Here is a 16,154-nt window from a genome sequence, read left to right on the forward strand (position 1 = left end):
TAGGAGGATTTTTATGATAGCTATTGATTTTATGGATGAAACAGAAACGTTAGAACAAAAAGAGCTAGATTTTGTGCGAAAATTATTAGAACATGCTGCCAAAAAAGAAGAAGTCTCTGATTCTGAAGTATCGGTAACATTTGTTACAGATGCAATGATTCGGGATATTAACCGCGAATATAGGAGCAAAGATCAACCGACCGACGTAATATCATTTGCGATGGAGGAATTAGGCGAAGGGGAAACAGCAATTGTTGGCTCAACTGAACCTCGTATGCTTGGAGATATTGTTATTTCGCTTGATCGCACAAAAGAACAAGCGAATGATTATGGTCATTCGTTCGAAAGAGAACTTGGTTTTCTTGCAGTACATGGTTTTTTGCATCTTTTAGGATATGATCACATGACAGCAGTAGACGAAAAAAAAATGTCTGCTCGTCAAGAAGAAATTTTACTGTCACTAGGTATTACACGTGATCAGCATGAAGACGCGTAAATTTTTTCGCTCATTTCGATTTGCTGCTGAAGGAATAGGAATTGCTTTAAAGCGAGAACAAAATATTAGATTCCATGTTGCGTCAGCAATTATTGTAAGCCTTGCAGGATGGGTTACAGGTTTATCTCAAATAGAATGGTTTATTGTTATTTTATTAATCGGCGGTATGATTGCTTTAGAGCTAGTTAATTCAGCCATTGAACGTGTTGTAGATTTAGCAACCACTGAAATTCAGCCACTTGCAAAGCAGGCAAAAGATATGGCAGCAGGCGCTGTTTTGGTATTTGCAACGGCAAGTGTTATAATTGGATTAATCATATTTCTACCCAAATGGGTTTAACTTACAGAGGTGAAAAAAATGGAAAAAGAACAATTATTGAAGCAAGCAATAGAAGCACGTGGAAATGCGTATGTGCCCTATTCAAAATTTCCTGTTGGAGCAGCATTACTAACAGCTAATGGTAAAGTCTATCTCGGTTGCAATATAGAAAATGCAGGCTACTCGCTCGCAAATTGTGCAGAGCGCACAGCCATGTTTAAAGCAGTCTCTGAAGGTGAAAAAGATTTTGTGGCGTTGGCAGTATCAGCCGATACTCCAGGACCTGTATCGCCTTGTGGAGCGTGTAGACAAGTGTTAGCAGAATTTTGTGCACCAGACATGCCTGTATACTTAACAAACTTAAAAGGGGACGTGCAGGAAACGACAATCAGCGAATTGCTTCCCGGCGCATTTACAACGGAGGATTTAAACTATGCAGCCAGACAATGAAGGATTTAAATCAGGATTTATTTCAATTATCGGACGACCAAACGTTGGTAAATCAACGTTTCTTAACCGAGTAGTGGGCCAGAAAATTGCCATTATGAGCGATAAGCCACAAACAACACGAAATAAAGTTCAAGGTGTTGTCACAACAACTGATAGCCAAATGGTTTTCATTGATACACCGGGTATTAATGAGCCCCGTCACAAACTAGGAGATTTTATGCTAAAAGTAGCCAAAAATACATTCCGCGAAGTGGATGTATTATTATTTGTTGCGAGTGGCATTGATCGTGTTGGAAAAGAAGATCGCTATGTACTTGAAATGCTAAAAGGCATTGATGTGCCTGTATTTTTGGTCATCAATAAAATTGACCAAGTGCATCCTGATAACTTACCCAAAATCATTGAATCTTACCGCAACGAGTTTGATTTTGCAGAAGCGATTCCAATTTCTGCACTAGAAGGCAATAACGTCGAGACTTTATTAACAAAAATCAATCAGCGTCTGCCAGAAGGACCTCAATATTACCCAGCTGATCAAATTACGGATCACCCAGAACGTTTTATCATTTCAGAATTGATTCGTGAAAAAGCATTGCATTTAACACGCGAAGAAATTCCGCATTCTATTGCTGTAGTAATTGAAAAAATTGCTCCTGATTCAGAAAACAAAGAGATGATTCGTATTCAAGCAACCATTATGGTCGAGCGTGATTCTCAAAAAGGTATTGTTATCGGTAAAAAAGGAGTATTGCTTAAACAAATTGGCACACGTGCGCGTCAAGACATCGAAAACTTGCTTGGCTCGAAAGTCTATTTAGAATTATGGGTAAAAGTGCAAAAAGATTGGCGCAACAAAGCGATGCATTTACGTGATTTCGGCTTCAGAGAAGACGAATACTAAGGAGACCTTCGCATGCAAAGCCAAGTAGAAGGAATTGTCGTTCGCACAATGCCTTATGGTGAAAATAATAAAATTGTCACGTTATTTACAAGAGAAGCAGGGAAAATTACTTGTATGGCAAGAGGAGCAAAAAAACCTGTTAGTCGATTAGCGGCCATTACTCAAGTGTTTACACATGGTACATTTTCGATTTATAAAGGAAAAGGCATGGGTACTTTACAAGCAGGAGACCCGCTCGAATCGCTTCGACATATTCGCGAAGATATCATGTCTACTGCTTATGCAAGTTATGTTACAGAGTTGATTGATCGACTCACTGAACAAGACGAGCCACAACCTGCTATTTTTGACATTTTGTACCAGGCTCTTCACGCGATAGACGACGGTTATGATCCAGAAGCAATTACGCTTTTTGTAGAATGGAAGATGTTGCAAGTGGCTGGCCTTACGCCGACGCTTCACGAATGTGCAAATTGTGGATCGACTGAAGGGGAATTCGCTTTTTCTTTTCAAGAACTTGGTTTTTTATGTCATCGATGTTTTCATATCGATCCATACATCATTCGGTTAAGCCCAGCTTTAGTGAAATTGATTCGTACTTTTTATTTTGTACCAATCGAGCGTGTAGGTTCGTTGACCTTAAAAAAAGAATCTAAAAGCTTGCTTAAACAAATCGTTCGAACTATTTACGAAGAAAAAGCGGGAATTCGTTTAAAGTCACGAAAATTCCTTGAACAATTAGAACGGACACCCGAATTTTTACCGAAAAAAGAAGAGTTGCCAAAAGACGAGTAGTCTTTTGGCAACTCTTTTTTCATGTCTAGATTTTAGTGCTTGTCGAAGCTAAGCAGTTGTTTCCGCTTTTTCGACTTAAAACTGGATGTGTTTTTCGATGTAAGCTTGGACCTCTGCAATCGGCATACGTGTTTGTTCCATTGAATCACGGTGGCGTACAGTTACTTGACCGTCTTCTACTGAATCAAAATCGTACGTGATACAGAATGGCGTACCGATTTCGTCTTGGCGACGGTAACGTTTACCAATTGATTGTGACTCGTCGTAATCGACCATAAAGTGCTTAGCTAGGTCAGCGAATACGCCAGTTGCGCCTTCTGCTAACTTTTTCGACAAAGGAAGAATAGCTGCTTTGTAAGGGGCTAAAGCAGGATGGAATTTTAAAACTGTGCGTTTTTCATCGTTTTCAAGTGCTTCTTCAGTGAACGCATCTACTAGAAATGCTAATGTGACTCGGTCAGCTCCAAGAGAAGGCTCGATGCAATAAGGAACGAAGCGTTCGTTTGTTGTTGGGTCGATATAGTGGAAATCTTCTCCTGAATGTTCCATATGACGTTTTAAGTCGAAATCTGTACGATCTGCAATACCCCAAAGTTCGCCCCAGCCGAATGGGAATTTGTATTCGATATCAACTGTCGCGTTTGAGTAATGGGAAAGTTCATCTGCGTCATGTTCACGCAAGCGCATATTGCCTTCTGTTAGGTTTAAATCTAACAACCAGTTTTTACAGAAATCGCGCCAGTAAGCATACCATTCCAAATCTTCACCAGGTTTGCAGAAAAACTCAAGTTCCATTTGTTCGAACTCACGCGTGCGGAAGGTAAAGTTACCTGGTGTGATTTCGTTACGGAAACTTTTACCGATTTGAGCAATTCCAAAAGGCATTTTTTTGCGCATGGAACGTTGAACATTTTTATAGTTAACAAAAATCCCTTGTGCTGTTTCTGGACGTAGAAAAATTTCGTTTGTTGAAGCTTCCGTAACGCCTTGGAACGTTTTAAACATTAAGTTAAACTGACGAATTTCTGTAAAATCTTTCGCACCGCACGTTGGACATTTTACATCATGTTCTTGAATCAATTCTGCCATGCGTTCGAATGATAACCCGTCAACGATTAATTCAATGCCTTTCGCATCGAGTGCATCTTCAATTAGTTTATCTGCGCGGTGACGAGTTTTACAGCTCTTACAGTCGATCATGGGATCGTTAAAGTTGCCGACATGCCCTGAGGCTACCCAAGTTTTCGGGTTCATCAAAATCGCAGCATCGAGACCCACGTTATAAGGAGACTCTTGAACAAATTTTTTCCACCAGGCTTTTTTAATATTGTTTTTTAGTTCGACGCCAAGCGGACCATAATCCCACGTATTCGCTAATCCTCCGTAAATTTCAGAGCCTGGGAATACAAAGCCTCTGTGTTTTGCTAATGCTACTACATCTTCCATTGACATAAAATTACCTCCATAAAATAAAAAATCGCACGCGTCCTCGGACATGTAGACATGTCCGAGGACGAGTACGTTAAGACCCGCGGTTCCACCTCGATTGACTGCAAAAGCAGCCCACTTTAACACAAAAATAGCTCTGGATCCCCGTTTCCTGTAGGTGCAGACTCTCACTATCACTGCTCGCTTTAAGTTACAGTACTTATCTATCCGTCGTTGCCTCTGTTCAGTTCGTTAATATTATACCATGCTAATGTTTTCTTCGCAATATCGTGTTTAGTAGTATATAATAATCGATATTGAGTATAACATATATATATATTTTGAGGCGGTGAGTCCAATCGAACTCAATAAACGACAAGAGGAAATTTTGCAAATTGTTAAAGGGAATGGTCCGATTACTGGTGAGCAAATAGCTGATCGCTTAAACTTAACAAGATCCACGTTACGACCTGATTTAGCCATCCTGACAATGGCAGGATTTTTAGATGCCCGTCCGCGTGTTGGCTATTTTTATTCGGGCAAAAAGCCGGGACAAGACGTTACAGATACGATGAACAATATGAAAGTTAAGGATTTCCAGTCAATTCCAGTTGTCGTTAGAGAAGATGTTAGTGTATATGACGCTATCAGCCAAATGTTCTTGGATGATGTCGGAACACTTTTTGTTGTTGATAAAAAGTCACATTTAACGGGAGTGCTGTCTAGAAAAGACTTGTTGCGTGCAAGTTTGGGCAGTCAAGACCTAATGAGTATTCCAGTACATATCATTATGACGCGTATGCCAAACGTTACGTACTGTGTGAAAAATGAATCGCTCATTCAAGCGGCGCATCGCTTAATCAATCAACAAATCGATGCGTTGCCCGTAGTAGAAGAACAACCCGATGGTTTTAAAGTTGTCGGTAGATTAACAAAAACGAATATTACTCGTGCGTTTTTATCGCTATCTGAAAACCACGATTTGTGAGGTGTCAATTATGAATTCACTCCGATTATTTATTGTCTCTGACTCGGTCGGTGAAACAGGTGAGCTCGTTGCGAAAGCGGCAATTAGCCAATATTTAAATGCAGATCAAAACGCAGTGCTTAAAAGATTTCCTTATATTGATTCAATCGATCATTTGCAAGAAGTCGTTAAATTAGCTGTCACACAAAATGCCTTTATTGTTTATACCTTAGTATCTCAAAAACTTAGAGATTACATAAAAGCAGAAACTGCTAAATTCCATGTAACCGCAGTAGATTTAATGGGACCGCTTCTAGATGCGCTCGCAAAAGAATTACATGCACCTCCCCTGCAAGAAGCAGGGCTAGTACGAAAACTAGATGATGATTATTTTAAAAAAGTAGAAGCTATTGAATTTGCAGTGAAATACGACGATGGGCGAGACCCGCGAGGTATTTTGATGGCAGACATTGTTTTAGTAGGAATATCGAGAACATCCAAAACGCCTTTATCGCAATACTTAGCGCATAAACGACTGAAAGTCGCAAATGTACCACTTGTACCAGAAGTTGACCCTCCTGAGGAACTTTACCTTGTCGATCCCAAAAAATGTTTTGGTTTAGTTATTTCACCGGACAAACTCAATCATATTCGGAAAGAACGGTTGATTGCTCTTGGTTTAAATGATGACGCAAATTATGCAAAAGTAACTCGCATCCACGAAGAAATTGAACATTTTCATAAAGTAGTAGACCGAATTGGTTGCGAAATTGTGGATGTAACAAATCGAGCTGTTGAAGAAACAGCTAATCTTATATTGAGCAAACACCAAAAATAATGTGGAAAAACCACCTACTTGGGCGGTTTTTCTTTCTTTTTGGTGGATTTTTTACTGAAAAAGTACTATAATTAAGAATCGTGGCTAAAGCTTACTAGTGGAAAAATAGTTTGCTTTATCTTTTTGTCGAAAATTGAAGGATTTTGTCTTTTTATCACGAATTAAACTAGATAAGCAAACAAAGATGGTGAGAATAATGTCCAATCGAGTTTCTGAAGAAGTGATTGAAAAAATTCGTTCCAGCACAGATATCGTGGATGTGGTGGGGGAATATGTCCAGTTAACAAAGAGAGGGCGCAATTGGTTTGGCCTTTGTCCATTCCACGGGGAAAGCACACCATCTTTTTCTGTTACTGCCGATAAGCAAATTTTTCATTGCTTTGGCTGTGGAGCTGGTGGTAATGTGATCACTTTCTTGATGGATATTGAAAATATAACGTTTCAAGATGCCCTATCGAGATTAGGTAGTCGTTCTGGCATCGATGTTGATATACAAAGTCCTGTCGATTCAGGTCCGGTGCAATCAAAGAGCGATCATCAATTAGTTTTGATGCACGAGTTTGCTGCGGACATGTATCACCATATTCTATTGAATACAGAAGAAGGCCAAGCAGCATTGGACTATCTGGAAAATAGAGGCTTTACGCGTGAAATTATTGAAAAAAATAAAATTGGTTGGTCGCTTCCAGAATGGAATTACATGGCATCTGCGCTCAAGCGTAAAGGTTTTAGCGAAGAGGAACTTGAAGCAAGTGGATTAGGTATTCCACGCGAGCAATCAAGTGGCTATTTTGATCGATTTCGCGGTAGAATTATGTTCCCGATTATGAATGAGACAGGCAAAGTAATCGCCTTTTCGGGTCGTGTCCTTGAGCATACGAAACAAGAAGCAAAATATATGAACAGCCCGGAGTCTCCAATTTTTCAAAAAAGCCAAGTGCTTTATAATGTACACCATGCCAGAAGCGCAATACGCAAAAACAGACAAATCATTTTGTTTGAAGGGTTTATGGATGTTATTGCAGCGGGTAAAGCAGGGGTTGATAATGCTTTAGCAACTATGGGCACTTCGCTCACTGCTCAGCATATTCGTCAGATGAAGCGTTTTGCGCAAGAAGTGGTCATTTGCTTTGATGGCGATAATGCAGGTTGGGAAGCCGCCAAACGAGCAGCTATTGCATTAAATGAAGAAAATTTCAAAGTAGAAGTAGCTGTACTACCAGGTAAAATGGATCCAGATGATTATGTGAAGGAAAATGGTGCGGAAGCCTTTAAAGATCAAATTATTGGCAAACCGCACGCATTTATTGCATTTGCGATGATGCATGCTAAACGAAACAAAAACTTTCAGTATGAAAATGACTTGTTGCAATACATTCAAGAGGTATTACAACTTTTGGCTGGAAGGTCTTCGCCCTTGGAGCGAGACTTGTATATAAAACAGTTATCAGGAGAAACTGGATTGTCTCAAGAAGCGATTTTACAGCATTATCGTAAATTAGAAAACAAGACAATTGAACGAAACCGCCCTGAACCAACAATGGTCAAAGCTTCTAAAAAAGAACCAAAGCAAGTTACTTCTTTGCATAGAGCAGAACGAATGCTTCTATCTCATGCATTAGCAGACCCATCGGTTATGGAAAAATTAGAAGTTGAAGATAACGGAATTCTTTTTGTTACTGAAGAATTTCAAGCGCTCTACGTTCAGTTACTTGGATTTTATGAAGAATGGGATAAAGCAGACTTTCATAAATTTTTAGAGACTTTACGAGACAATGAACTACGTAAACTTGTGATGGAAACGGCATTAACTGAACGTGATCCAGAACACACAGATGAGGAAATCGCTGACTGTTTAAAGCACTTGCAAAAATATCGTATCGAACAGCAAATTAAGTTAAAAATCCAGCAATCAAAAGAAGCGGAAAAACAGCATGACTTAAAGCGCGCTTTACTTCTTGCACAAGAAGTGATTGCTTTACGAAAATCATTGTAAGTTAATTCCGGTTTTTTTAAAGGAGGAAGTCACATGGCTGAGAAATCTAATCGCCAAACTGAAGTTGAAGCAAGTAATGTTCCATTGACTACTGAAGGTCCGGAAGCGACTGTGGAAGAAGCGAAAAAACAGCTCATTGAAACAGGTAAAAAAACCGGAGAGCTTAATTATGAACAAATTGCTGACAAATTGGCTGTTTTCGAAATGGAATCCGATGCAGTAGAAGAATTTATTGACCAATTAGAAGGTCACGGCATTGAATTGGAACGCAAGTCTGATGACGAAGAACATCTGGATCGTTTAATGAAATCAACTGAAGATAAATTCGATTTAAATGACTTGAGTGTTCCGCCGGGTATTAAAATTAATGACCCCGTCCGCATGTACTTGAAAGAAATCGGACGCGTTGATTTGTTAAAAGCAGAAGAAGAAGTCCGTTTGGCAAAATTGATTGAACAAGGCGACGAAGAAGCGAAAAAGCGCCTTGCTGAGGCTAACTTACGTTTAGTAGTAAGTATTGCGAAGCGATATGTCGGTCGTGGCATGTTGTTCTTGGACTTGATTCAAGAAGGAAATATGGGTTTGATCAAAGCAGTAGAAAAATTTGACTATTCTAAAGGATTTAAGTTTAGTACGTATGCAACTTGGTGGATTCGCCAAGCCATTACTCGTGCAATTGCGGATCAGGCGCGGACGATTCGGATTCCCGTGCATATGGTCGAAACGATTAACAAATTGATTCGTGTTCAACGTCAATTGCTACAAGACCTTGGCCGCGATCCTTCACCGGAAGAAATCGGAGAAGAAATGGATTTATTACCTGAAAAAGTACGTGAAATCTTGAAAATCGCTCAAGAACCTGTTTCACTTGAAACACCAATCGGTGAAGAAGATGATTCGCATTTAGGTGATTTTATCGAAGATTCAGATGCGCAGTCGCCTTCTGATCATGCCGCTTATGAACTGTTAAAAGAACAGTTAGAAGATGTATTGGATACATTGACTGACCGCGAAGAAAATGTCTTACGCTTGCGCTTTGGTTTAGATGACGGACGAACACGCACGTTAGAAGAAGTAGGGAAAGTATTTGGCGTAACGCGTGAGCGGATTCGTCAAATTGAAGCAAAAGCATTGCGCAAACTGCGTCATCCATCACGCAGCAAACGTCTTAAAGATTTTCTAGAATAAAAACAAATTACCTACCGCATTCTAGTTTTGGAATGCGGTTTTTTGATGCTTGCATCTTTATAATTTAGTTAAAGATTAGAGATAAAACTTGAACTTGTCTTGATTTTGCCTATATAATGATACATGAAAGCGTATTCACGACAAAGGGGATGTAAAAAATGAACTTCGATTTGACACAAGAACAACAAATGATTAAAAAAACCATCAAGGAATTTTCTGATAAGGTGGTGGCACCTGGTGCCATCGACCGTGACCGTTCAAAAGCATTTCCAACTGAAATTTTTAAACAGCTATCTGACATGGGGATGATGGGTCTACCGTTTGATGAAAAGTATGGTGGTTCGGGAGCAGATACAACGAGTTTTGCTATTGTGACAGAAGAGTTGAGCCGTGTTTGTGCTTCGACAGGCATTACATACTCTGCACATATTTCACTGGGTGGGGCGCCGTTAAATTTATTTGGTACTGAAGAGCAAAAGCAAGAATACTTAACGCCAATTTGTATGGGTGAATCATTTGGTGCTTTCGGTTTAACAGAGCCGAATGCAGGATCAGATGCAGGAGGAACTGAAACTCGAGCAGTAGAAGACGGTGACGATTGGGTAATTAACGGCTCAAAAGTATACATTACAAACGCCAGTCATGCCAAATATTTGGCAATTACGGCGATTACAGGCATGCACGATGGCAAAAAAGAAATTAGTGCCATCATCGTACCAACAGATGCAGAGGGCTTTACTGTAATTGACAATTATGAAAAAATGGGACTGCATTCATCGAATACAACAGAATTGGTATTGGAAAATGTGCGTGTACCAAAAGACAACTTATTAGGCAAGCGTGGAGATGGCTTTAAACAGTTTCTAGTCACGTTAGACGGCGGTCGTATTGGCATTGCTGCAATGGCTGTAGGAATCGCTCAAGGAGCGTTTAACAAAGCATTAGCGTATTCAAAAGAACGTAAACAGTTTGGTAAAGCATTATCCGAATTTCAAGTAACACAATTTAAGCTTGCCGATATGGCAATGAAAATCGAATTAGCTCGTAATATGGTCTATAAAGCTGCTTGGTTGAAAGATCAAGGTCGTCCATTTACAAAAGAAGCATCAATGGCGAAATTATATGCTTCTGAAATCTCAATGGAAGTAGCAGATGAAGCCATTCAAATCCATGGTGGATATGGCTACATGAAAGAATACGAAGTTGAACGGTATATGCGGGATGCCAAATTACTAGAAATTGGTGAAGGAACTTCTGAAATACAGCGCATGGTTATTGCGCGTCAAATCGGTTGTTAATGAATCGAGAAATAAGCCCTGCTGATGCAGGGCTTTCAATTTTTTTAAAAATCACTGGTTATGTTTAAAGAACTAAAATTAGTTGAGTCGTTTTAAGTAGAAAGTGAAATTTAATTACCGATTTTGTCACAAAGAAGGAAAAGTTATCTGTTAGGACTTTTCGTTTTGGTGATAATACAGTACAATAATGAATGTTACGATAAATATTTTTAAGCAGAAATTAGTAGAGGGAGGGGTAACGGATGCAAAAAAATGCAATTGTACCTTATATCTTAATCATGGCGTTCGGTATTGGTTTAATTTTCTTCTTATCTGTACAAGGAGTTAATAACGAAGCTGAAATCGCAGAAGAACAAGCAACAGAAGAAGGTGGCGGAGAAGAAGCTGCAGGAGGCGGAGAAGAAGCAGCTGGAGATTTCGATCCAGAAGCTACGGCTCAAGCAAACTGTATTTCTTGTCACGGTTCAAGCTATGAAGGCGGAGTAGGTCCATCATTAGTGGCTACAGAACTTCCACAAGAAGATATTGAAAACATTTTAGTTAACGGTAAAGGCGGTATGCCAGCTGGACTCGTTGAAGAAGCAAACGCAGCGGCAATGGCTGAATGGGTATTATCACTCGAATAGCATCTGAAAACCCTTAGTTCTTTTAGAGCTAAGGGTTTTTCTGTTGAATTAGGAGGACTAGAATGAATGCTCAACTATTATCACATCGACTAACAAGAGTCGCTCATTATGTACCTAAAGATTCAGTGGTAGCTGATATTGGTAGCGATCACGCATATTTACCTTGTTTTTTGGTATTAACTGGTGTTATCAACAAAGCAATTGCTGGAGAAGTTGTTAGGGGACCGTTTGAATCGGCACAGAAACAAGTTCAACGAGAATTATTGACAAATCAAATTGACGTTCGACTAGCAAGTGGATTAGATGCCATTGAACTAAATGATGGAATTACCACTGTCACAATAGCAGGTATGGGCGGTCCATTGATTTGTTCAATCTTGGAACAAGGCAAAGAAAAACTAACTAATGTGGAGCGGTTGATTTTACAACCTAACGTTCATTCCAAAGCTATCCGCGATTGGGCTGTATTAAATCAATGGCGAATAGTAGAAGAAGAAATATTGAAAGAAAACGACAAAATTTATGAAATTATTGTACTTGAAAAATCCCCAACTTCCGTTTCATGGTCTTCACAACAATTATTGATGGGACCTGAATTATTGAAAAAGCAAAATGGAATTTTTCAAGAAAAATGGATGCGGGAAAGTTCGCAGTGGAAAAAAATTGTTGCATCAATGGAATCGACTGTACAAACAATCGAAATTATTGAAAAAAAACAAGAATTGGTTAAAAAAATACAATTAGTAGAAGAGGTGTTGCAACGTGAAAATTCCTAATGGACACCAAATTATTGAGGAGTTTGAGAAATGGTCTCCCAAATATTTGGCCATGGAAAACGATCCGATTGGTTTGCATGTGGGAACGTTAAACAAGAAAATCAAGCGTGTGTTAGTAACATTGGATGTGAATGAAAAAGTTGTAGACGAGGCAATTGCTAAAGAGGCGGAATTGATTATTGCACACCATCCTCCCATATTCCGACCAATGAAAAACTTGCAGACAGATTTTCCACAAGGACGTTTAATGGAAAAATTGATAAAGTCAGATATTGCCGTGTACGCAGCACATACAAATTTGGATGTGGCTACTGGCGGCGTTAATGATTTATTGGCGGCGTCACTTGGTATACAAGACACGAAAGTGTTGGTACCAACTTACGAAGAAGAATTAGTGAAAATTGCAGTGTTTGTTCCGGAAACTCATGAAGAAGCCGTTCGCGAGGCCTTTATTAAAGTGGGGGCTGGAACCATTGGCGATTACGAAGGATGCAGTTATACCTTATCTGGGACAGGGCGCTTCCGTCCGGCTGCCCAAGCAAATCCATATATTGGAAAAAAGGATGAAATAGAAGTAACCGCTGAATCAAAAATAGAAGTCGTGGTTCGCAAAAATGAAGAAGACCGCGTCATCAAAGCAATGCTTTCCGCACATCCATATGAAGAAGTGGCATATGATGTTTTTGTTTTAGAAAACAAAATAGCTACAATGGGTCTTGGGCGTGTAGGAATGCTTGAAACACCTATGACTTTAATAGAATTTGCCAATTGGACAAAACAGCAATTGGATGTTCCGACTCTACGCATCGTGGGAGACCCAGATGCTGTTATTAAAAAGGTAGCGGTACTCGGAGGAGATGGCAATAAATACTTTCAACAAGCTAAGCGTGCCGGAGCGGATGTCTACGTCACAGGTGATATGTATTTCCATACGGCTCAAGATGCACAAGCCATCGGGCTAAACATTGTCGATCCTGGTCATCACGTAGAAAAAGTGATGATTCAAGGTGTCGTTGACCATATGTCTAAACAGCAGCCTACATGGCAATGTGAATTTTTGCCGTCACAAATAAATACAGAACCTTTTCGATTCATCTAAAAAGTAGTGGCTGCGGCCACTGCTTTTTTATGTATACAGAGTTTCTTTTAAATATACTTGAAAAACGTTCGTAAACGTATGTGTAAATTCGCGAACGTTCGTAAAGTATTTATGCATATTTGCGAACAATTTCTTTATGTGTTTTTAATCCTTTTGAGGATGTTCGTAAACGTGTACTTTTACGAACGGTTTTTTCTAGAATTCACTAGCTTTCTTTTTTTCTTATATGGATAGTCTACACTTAGTTGGACAGAAAAAATAAGGGGGCGTAGAATAGTCCACTATACGTGAGGAGAATCTACCATGCCACAAAAAAGACGAACATTTTCCCCAGAATTCAAAAAACAGGTCGTCGCGCTGCACGCAGGCGGAAAAAGCCGACCGGATATTGTCCGGGAATACGACCTGACGGCTTCCGCCCTCGATCGGTGGATTGCCCAATCCAATCAAACTGGCTCGTTCGAGGAAAAAGATAACCGAAGCCCTTTGGAAACGGAATTGCTTGCCTACAAAAAACGAAATAAGCAGTTGGAGATGGAAGTGGATATTTTAAAGCAAGCGGCGCTGATCATGGGACGAAAATAGAGATTATCCAACAGAATCAACACCTCTATTCAGTATCAGCAATGTGCACTGTCCTCCAAATTGCCCGCAGCACCTTTTACTATGAGACTTCCGTTTCGGTAGAAAAAGCACACCAAAAAGCCCAAGCAGAACAGGAGTTGAAAGACGAAATCTGGGCGATCTTTCACGAGAATCGCCGCGTCTATGGCACACGCAAGCTGAAAAAAGAGTTGGCGAACAGAAAGAAATGGGTGATCTCGAGACGCCGTATTGGACGCCTCATGGCGTCACTTGGCATCCAATCGAAATACGCGCTGCCATCCTACAAACCGATGGTCACGCCTCCCAATGAAGCGACATACCGGAATGTGCTGAACCGCCAATTCAATCCGGCAGCGAAAAACGCCGTGTTGGTCAGCGACCTGACGTATGTAAAGGTTGGCGGCCGCTGGAACTATATTTGTTTCCTTCTCGATTTATACAACCGTGAAATTGTGGGGTACAGTCTGGGCGAGCGTAAAGACGCTGCCCTGGTTCAACGTGCCTTCGCATCGGTCAAAGGCGACTTGGGAGCCGTGAAGCTGTTCCATACGGACCGCGGATCTGAATTCAAGAACACCGGCATCGATGCGCTATTAAAGACGCACCAAATCGAACGGTCGCTGAGCCAAAAAGGAACCCCTTACGATAATGCGGTGGCGGAAGCCACGTTCAAGATTTTGAAGACGGAACTCATCAACGGAATGTGCTTTGACACGCTTAACCAGCTAGCGCTTGAACTGTTTGATTACGTGAATTGGTACAACCATGTCCGTCTACACAGCAGTCTGGGCTATACCAGCCCTGTCACTTATCGAAACGCAGCCCTTAAAAAAGTTGTTTGATTTAGTGTTGACGTACCAATAAGTATATTAAGGAGAAGATAAATTAAATGAGGGATGAAAAGGTTTTAACGAATTCAAAGGAGTGAGGGAAGTGTGGAATTTTATGTCTCTTTTCAAATCCAAGAAGCAATCTTTTGATACTCAATATGTTGAAATTCCTGATACAGCCTTTGATGAAAATTTAAAAAGAGAAATACAAAAATTAGAGAGTTACGCAGAAGAATTAGCAAGGTCTCTCCAAAAAAAATACTCGAAAGAATTTGAAAAGAAAAACAGAAAAAATCTAAAGGTTTATTTGGAGCGCAATATTGATGGGGATGAAATAGAAGGTATATCAAGCGACAACGCTTTTGAGAAAGAATATCGTTCAGTCCTTGCCATGGAATATGACGGCTTCGAAGATGATGAACAATACGAAGATATAGATATTTCATTGTGGTATTACTTTGGGGGATATCGGCATGGAACTGGCGGACTTTATAAATTAGCTCAAGATAATTTGGAAATAGAAATGGAAGAAGCTTTAAAAGAGTTACTGGAACGATTTCAAAAGTGAGAGAAAGACTTAGAAAGAAAAGTGATTTTGATAATGTCTTAGTTTACATATCAGCATTTTATAGGAAGGAAAATATGAAGAAGTGACAATCGAAGAACAAGGGCAGCTGAATAATTAAGTAAATAGTTCTTTGGAAAGGTGTGGTTCAAATAGAAACAACGCTCATTATCTTACGTGGAAATTCTGGGAGTGGCAAAACAACTATAGCGAAAAGGCTGCAAAATCATTTTGGAGAAGGGACTCTTCTGGTTTCTCAAGACACGGTCCGACGGGAAATGTTGATGGTACGGGATCAGGAAGGAAACATTTCGCAAGATTTAATCAGGCAAATCACCGAATACGGCAAAGGGAAATGTAAGTTTGTCATTTTGGAAGGAATTTTTGTGAAACAGCGTTACAAGAAGATGCTGGAAGACTTGATCCATTTTTATGAGGGAAATGCCTATATCTATTATTTTGATTTATCTTTTAAGAATACAGTCGAACGCCATAATTCGCGCCCTCAAGCAGAGGAATTTGGGGAAGAGTCGTTGCGTTCCTGGTGGAGCCCCAACGATCAGCTTGGCGTAGAATACGAAAAGATGCTAACTGAAGAGATGACACAAAAAGATATACTCGACTTGATTTGTACTCATCTAGAAGTGTGAATCTCAACTTTTTGTTATCTAACTTTTCCAGAACCATGAAGTTGTCTTTTAGAACTTGCTATCGGACCGAATTTGGCCAACTACCTATGAAGGATTTTAGGTTTACATATGACACCTTATCGGAAGCTGAATAAATAGAAAGGGAGAGTAGCTGAGTTTTTAATTCGCATCTACTCTCCCTTTTGTCTGTAAAAGTGTACTTTTACGAACGCTTTTATTTCCAAAATTATCTAGCTATTAATTTTAGTTCTGAGTATATTTAAATGAGAGCATAGATTCTATTTAGAAGAATTAAAAATGAAAAAGCCCTGACGAAATCCAAGTGG

Annotated in this window: 17 protein-coding genes; 16 read left to right on the top strand and 1 reads right to left on the bottom strand. The window is 39.8% G+C overall.

Annotated elements, in window-relative coordinates; genetic code table 11:
* Nucleotides 1-13 precede the first annotated feature (13 nt).
* From ybeY to recO, 5 genes are read left to right on the top strand one after another with little or no spacing between them, the layout of a single operon-like run.
* Nucleotides 14-496 (top strand): rRNA maturation RNase YbeY, encoded by a 483-nt coding sequence (gene ybeY / locus I858_RS07345; RefSeq protein WP_065524148.1) that lies wholly within the window; start codon nucleotides 14-16, stop codon nucleotides 494-496.
* Complete coding sequence (locus I858_RS07350; protein WP_065524147.1) at nucleotides 483-836, top strand: diacylglycerol kinase family protein; 354 nt, start codon at nucleotides 483-485, stop codon at nucleotides 834-836. Before ybeY ends, I858_RS07350 begins: the two co-directional genes overlap by 14 nt.
* Nucleotides 837-854: 18 nt before the next feature.
* Nucleotides 855-1,265 (top strand): cytidine deaminase, encoded by a 411-nt coding sequence (locus tag I858_RS07355; protein WP_065524146.1) that lies wholly within the window; start codon nucleotides 855-857, stop codon nucleotides 1,263-1,265.
* Nucleotides 1,249-2,166 carry a GTPase Era gene (era, locus tag I858_RS07360; protein ID WP_065524145.1) on the top strand — a complete coding sequence of 306 codons (918 nt, stop codon included), beginning with the start codon at nucleotides 1,249-1,251 and terminating at the stop codon, nucleotides 2,164-2,166. Before I858_RS07355 ends, era begins: the two co-directional genes overlap by 17 nt.
* 12 nt (nucleotides 2,167-2,178) lie before the next feature.
* Nucleotides 2,179-2,961: a DNA repair protein RecO gene (gene recO, locus I858_RS07365; RefSeq protein ID WP_065524144.1), complete on the top strand. Its 783-nt coding sequence runs from the start codon at nucleotides 2,179-2,181 to the stop codon at nucleotides 2,959-2,961.
* Between the two features lie 75 nt (nucleotides 2,962-3,036).
* Here the strand turns inward: recO and I858_RS07370 are convergent, their stop codons facing one another.
* Nucleotides 3,037-4,413 carry a glycine--tRNA ligase gene (locus tag I858_RS07370; RefSeq protein WP_065524143.1) on the bottom strand — a complete coding sequence of 459 codons (1,377 nt, stop codon included), beginning with the start codon at nucleotides 4,411-4,413 and terminating at the stop codon, nucleotides 3,037-3,039.
* 325 nt (nucleotides 4,414-4,738) lie between these two features.
* Here I858_RS07370 and ccpN point away from each other — a divergent pair, with 325 nt between their 5' ends.
* The 11 genes from ccpN (at nucleotide 4,739) to I858_RS07430 (ending at nucleotide 15,828) form a co-directional block, all read left to right on the top strand.
* Complete coding sequence (gene ccpN / locus I858_RS07375) at nucleotides 4,739-5,377, top strand: transcriptional regulator CcpN (RefSeq protein WP_065524142.1); 639 nt, start codon at nucleotides 4,739-4,741, stop codon at nucleotides 5,375-5,377.
* Between the two features lie 10 nt (nucleotides 5,378-5,387).
* Entirely contained in the window at nucleotides 5,388-6,194 is an 807-nt protein-coding gene (locus tag I858_RS07380; RefSeq protein WP_065524141.1) for a pyruvate, water dikinase regulatory protein, read from the top strand.
* 196 nt (nucleotides 6,195-6,390) lie between these two features.
* On the top strand, nucleotides 6,391-8,190 hold the full coding sequence (gene dnaG / locus I858_RS07385) for a DNA primase (RefSeq protein ID WP_065524140.1): 1,800 nt from the start codon (nucleotides 6,391-6,393) through the stop codon (nucleotides 8,188-8,190).
* A 33-nt stretch (nucleotides 8,191-8,223) separates the two neighbouring features.
* Complete coding sequence (gene rpoD, locus I858_RS07390; protein ID WP_065524139.1) at nucleotides 8,224-9,378, top strand: RNA polymerase sigma factor RpoD; 1,155 nt, start codon at nucleotides 8,224-8,226, stop codon at nucleotides 9,376-9,378.
* Between the two features lie 158 nt (nucleotides 9,379-9,536).
* Nucleotides 9,537-10,676: an acyl-CoA dehydrogenase gene (locus I858_RS07395; RefSeq protein WP_065524138.1), complete on the top strand. Its 1,140-nt coding sequence runs from the start codon at nucleotides 9,537-9,539 to the stop codon at nucleotides 10,674-10,676.
* A gap of 242 nt (nucleotides 10,677-10,918) precedes the next feature.
* Complete coding sequence (gene cccA / locus I858_RS07400) at nucleotides 10,919-11,302, top strand: cytochrome c550 (protein ID WP_065524137.1); 384 nt, start codon at nucleotides 10,919-10,921, stop codon at nucleotides 11,300-11,302.
* 62 nt (nucleotides 11,303-11,364) lie between these two features.
* Nucleotides 11,365-12,078, top strand: coding sequence for a tRNA (adenine(22)-N(1))-methyltransferase (locus I858_RS07405; RefSeq protein ID WP_065524136.1), 714 nt, complete (start codon nucleotides 11,365-11,367; stop codon nucleotides 12,076-12,078).
* The gene (locus I858_RS07410) at nucleotides 12,065-13,177 is read left to right on the top strand and encodes a Nif3-like dinuclear metal center hexameric protein (protein WP_065524135.1); all 1,113 of its coding nucleotides are present in this window, start codon (nucleotides 12,065-12,067) and stop codon (nucleotides 13,175-13,177) included. Before I858_RS07405 ends, I858_RS07410 begins: the two co-directional genes overlap by 14 nt.
* A 303-nt stretch (nucleotides 13,178-13,480) precedes the next feature.
* Nucleotides 13,481-14,625, top strand: a protein-coding gene (locus I858_RS07420) for an IS3 family transposase (protein ID WP_157886468.1) whose coding sequence is annotated in 2 segments (ribosomal slippage) — nucleotides 13,481-13,727 and nucleotides 13,727-14,625 — 1,146 coding nt in all. Because the reading frame shifts where the segments join, the coding sequence is not laid out codon by codon here.
* A gap of 91 nt (nucleotides 14,626-14,716) precedes the next feature.
* Nucleotides 14,717-15,181: a hypothetical protein gene (locus tag I858_RS07425; RefSeq protein ID WP_083553676.1), complete on the top strand. Its 465-nt coding sequence runs from the start codon at nucleotides 14,717-14,719 to the stop codon at nucleotides 15,179-15,181.
* 149 nt (nucleotides 15,182-15,330) lie between these two features.
* Nucleotides 15,331-15,828 carry a kinase gene (locus I858_RS07430; RefSeq protein WP_204249470.1) on the top strand — a complete coding sequence of 166 codons (498 nt, stop codon included), beginning with the start codon at nucleotides 15,331-15,333 and terminating at the stop codon, nucleotides 15,826-15,828.
* Nucleotides 15,829-16,154 lie beyond the last annotated feature (326 nt).

The sequence above is a fragment of the Planococcus versutus genome (genome assembly GCF_001186155.3).
GTDB lineage: Bacteria > Bacillota > Bacilli > Bacillales_A > Planococcaceae > Planococcus > Planococcus versutus.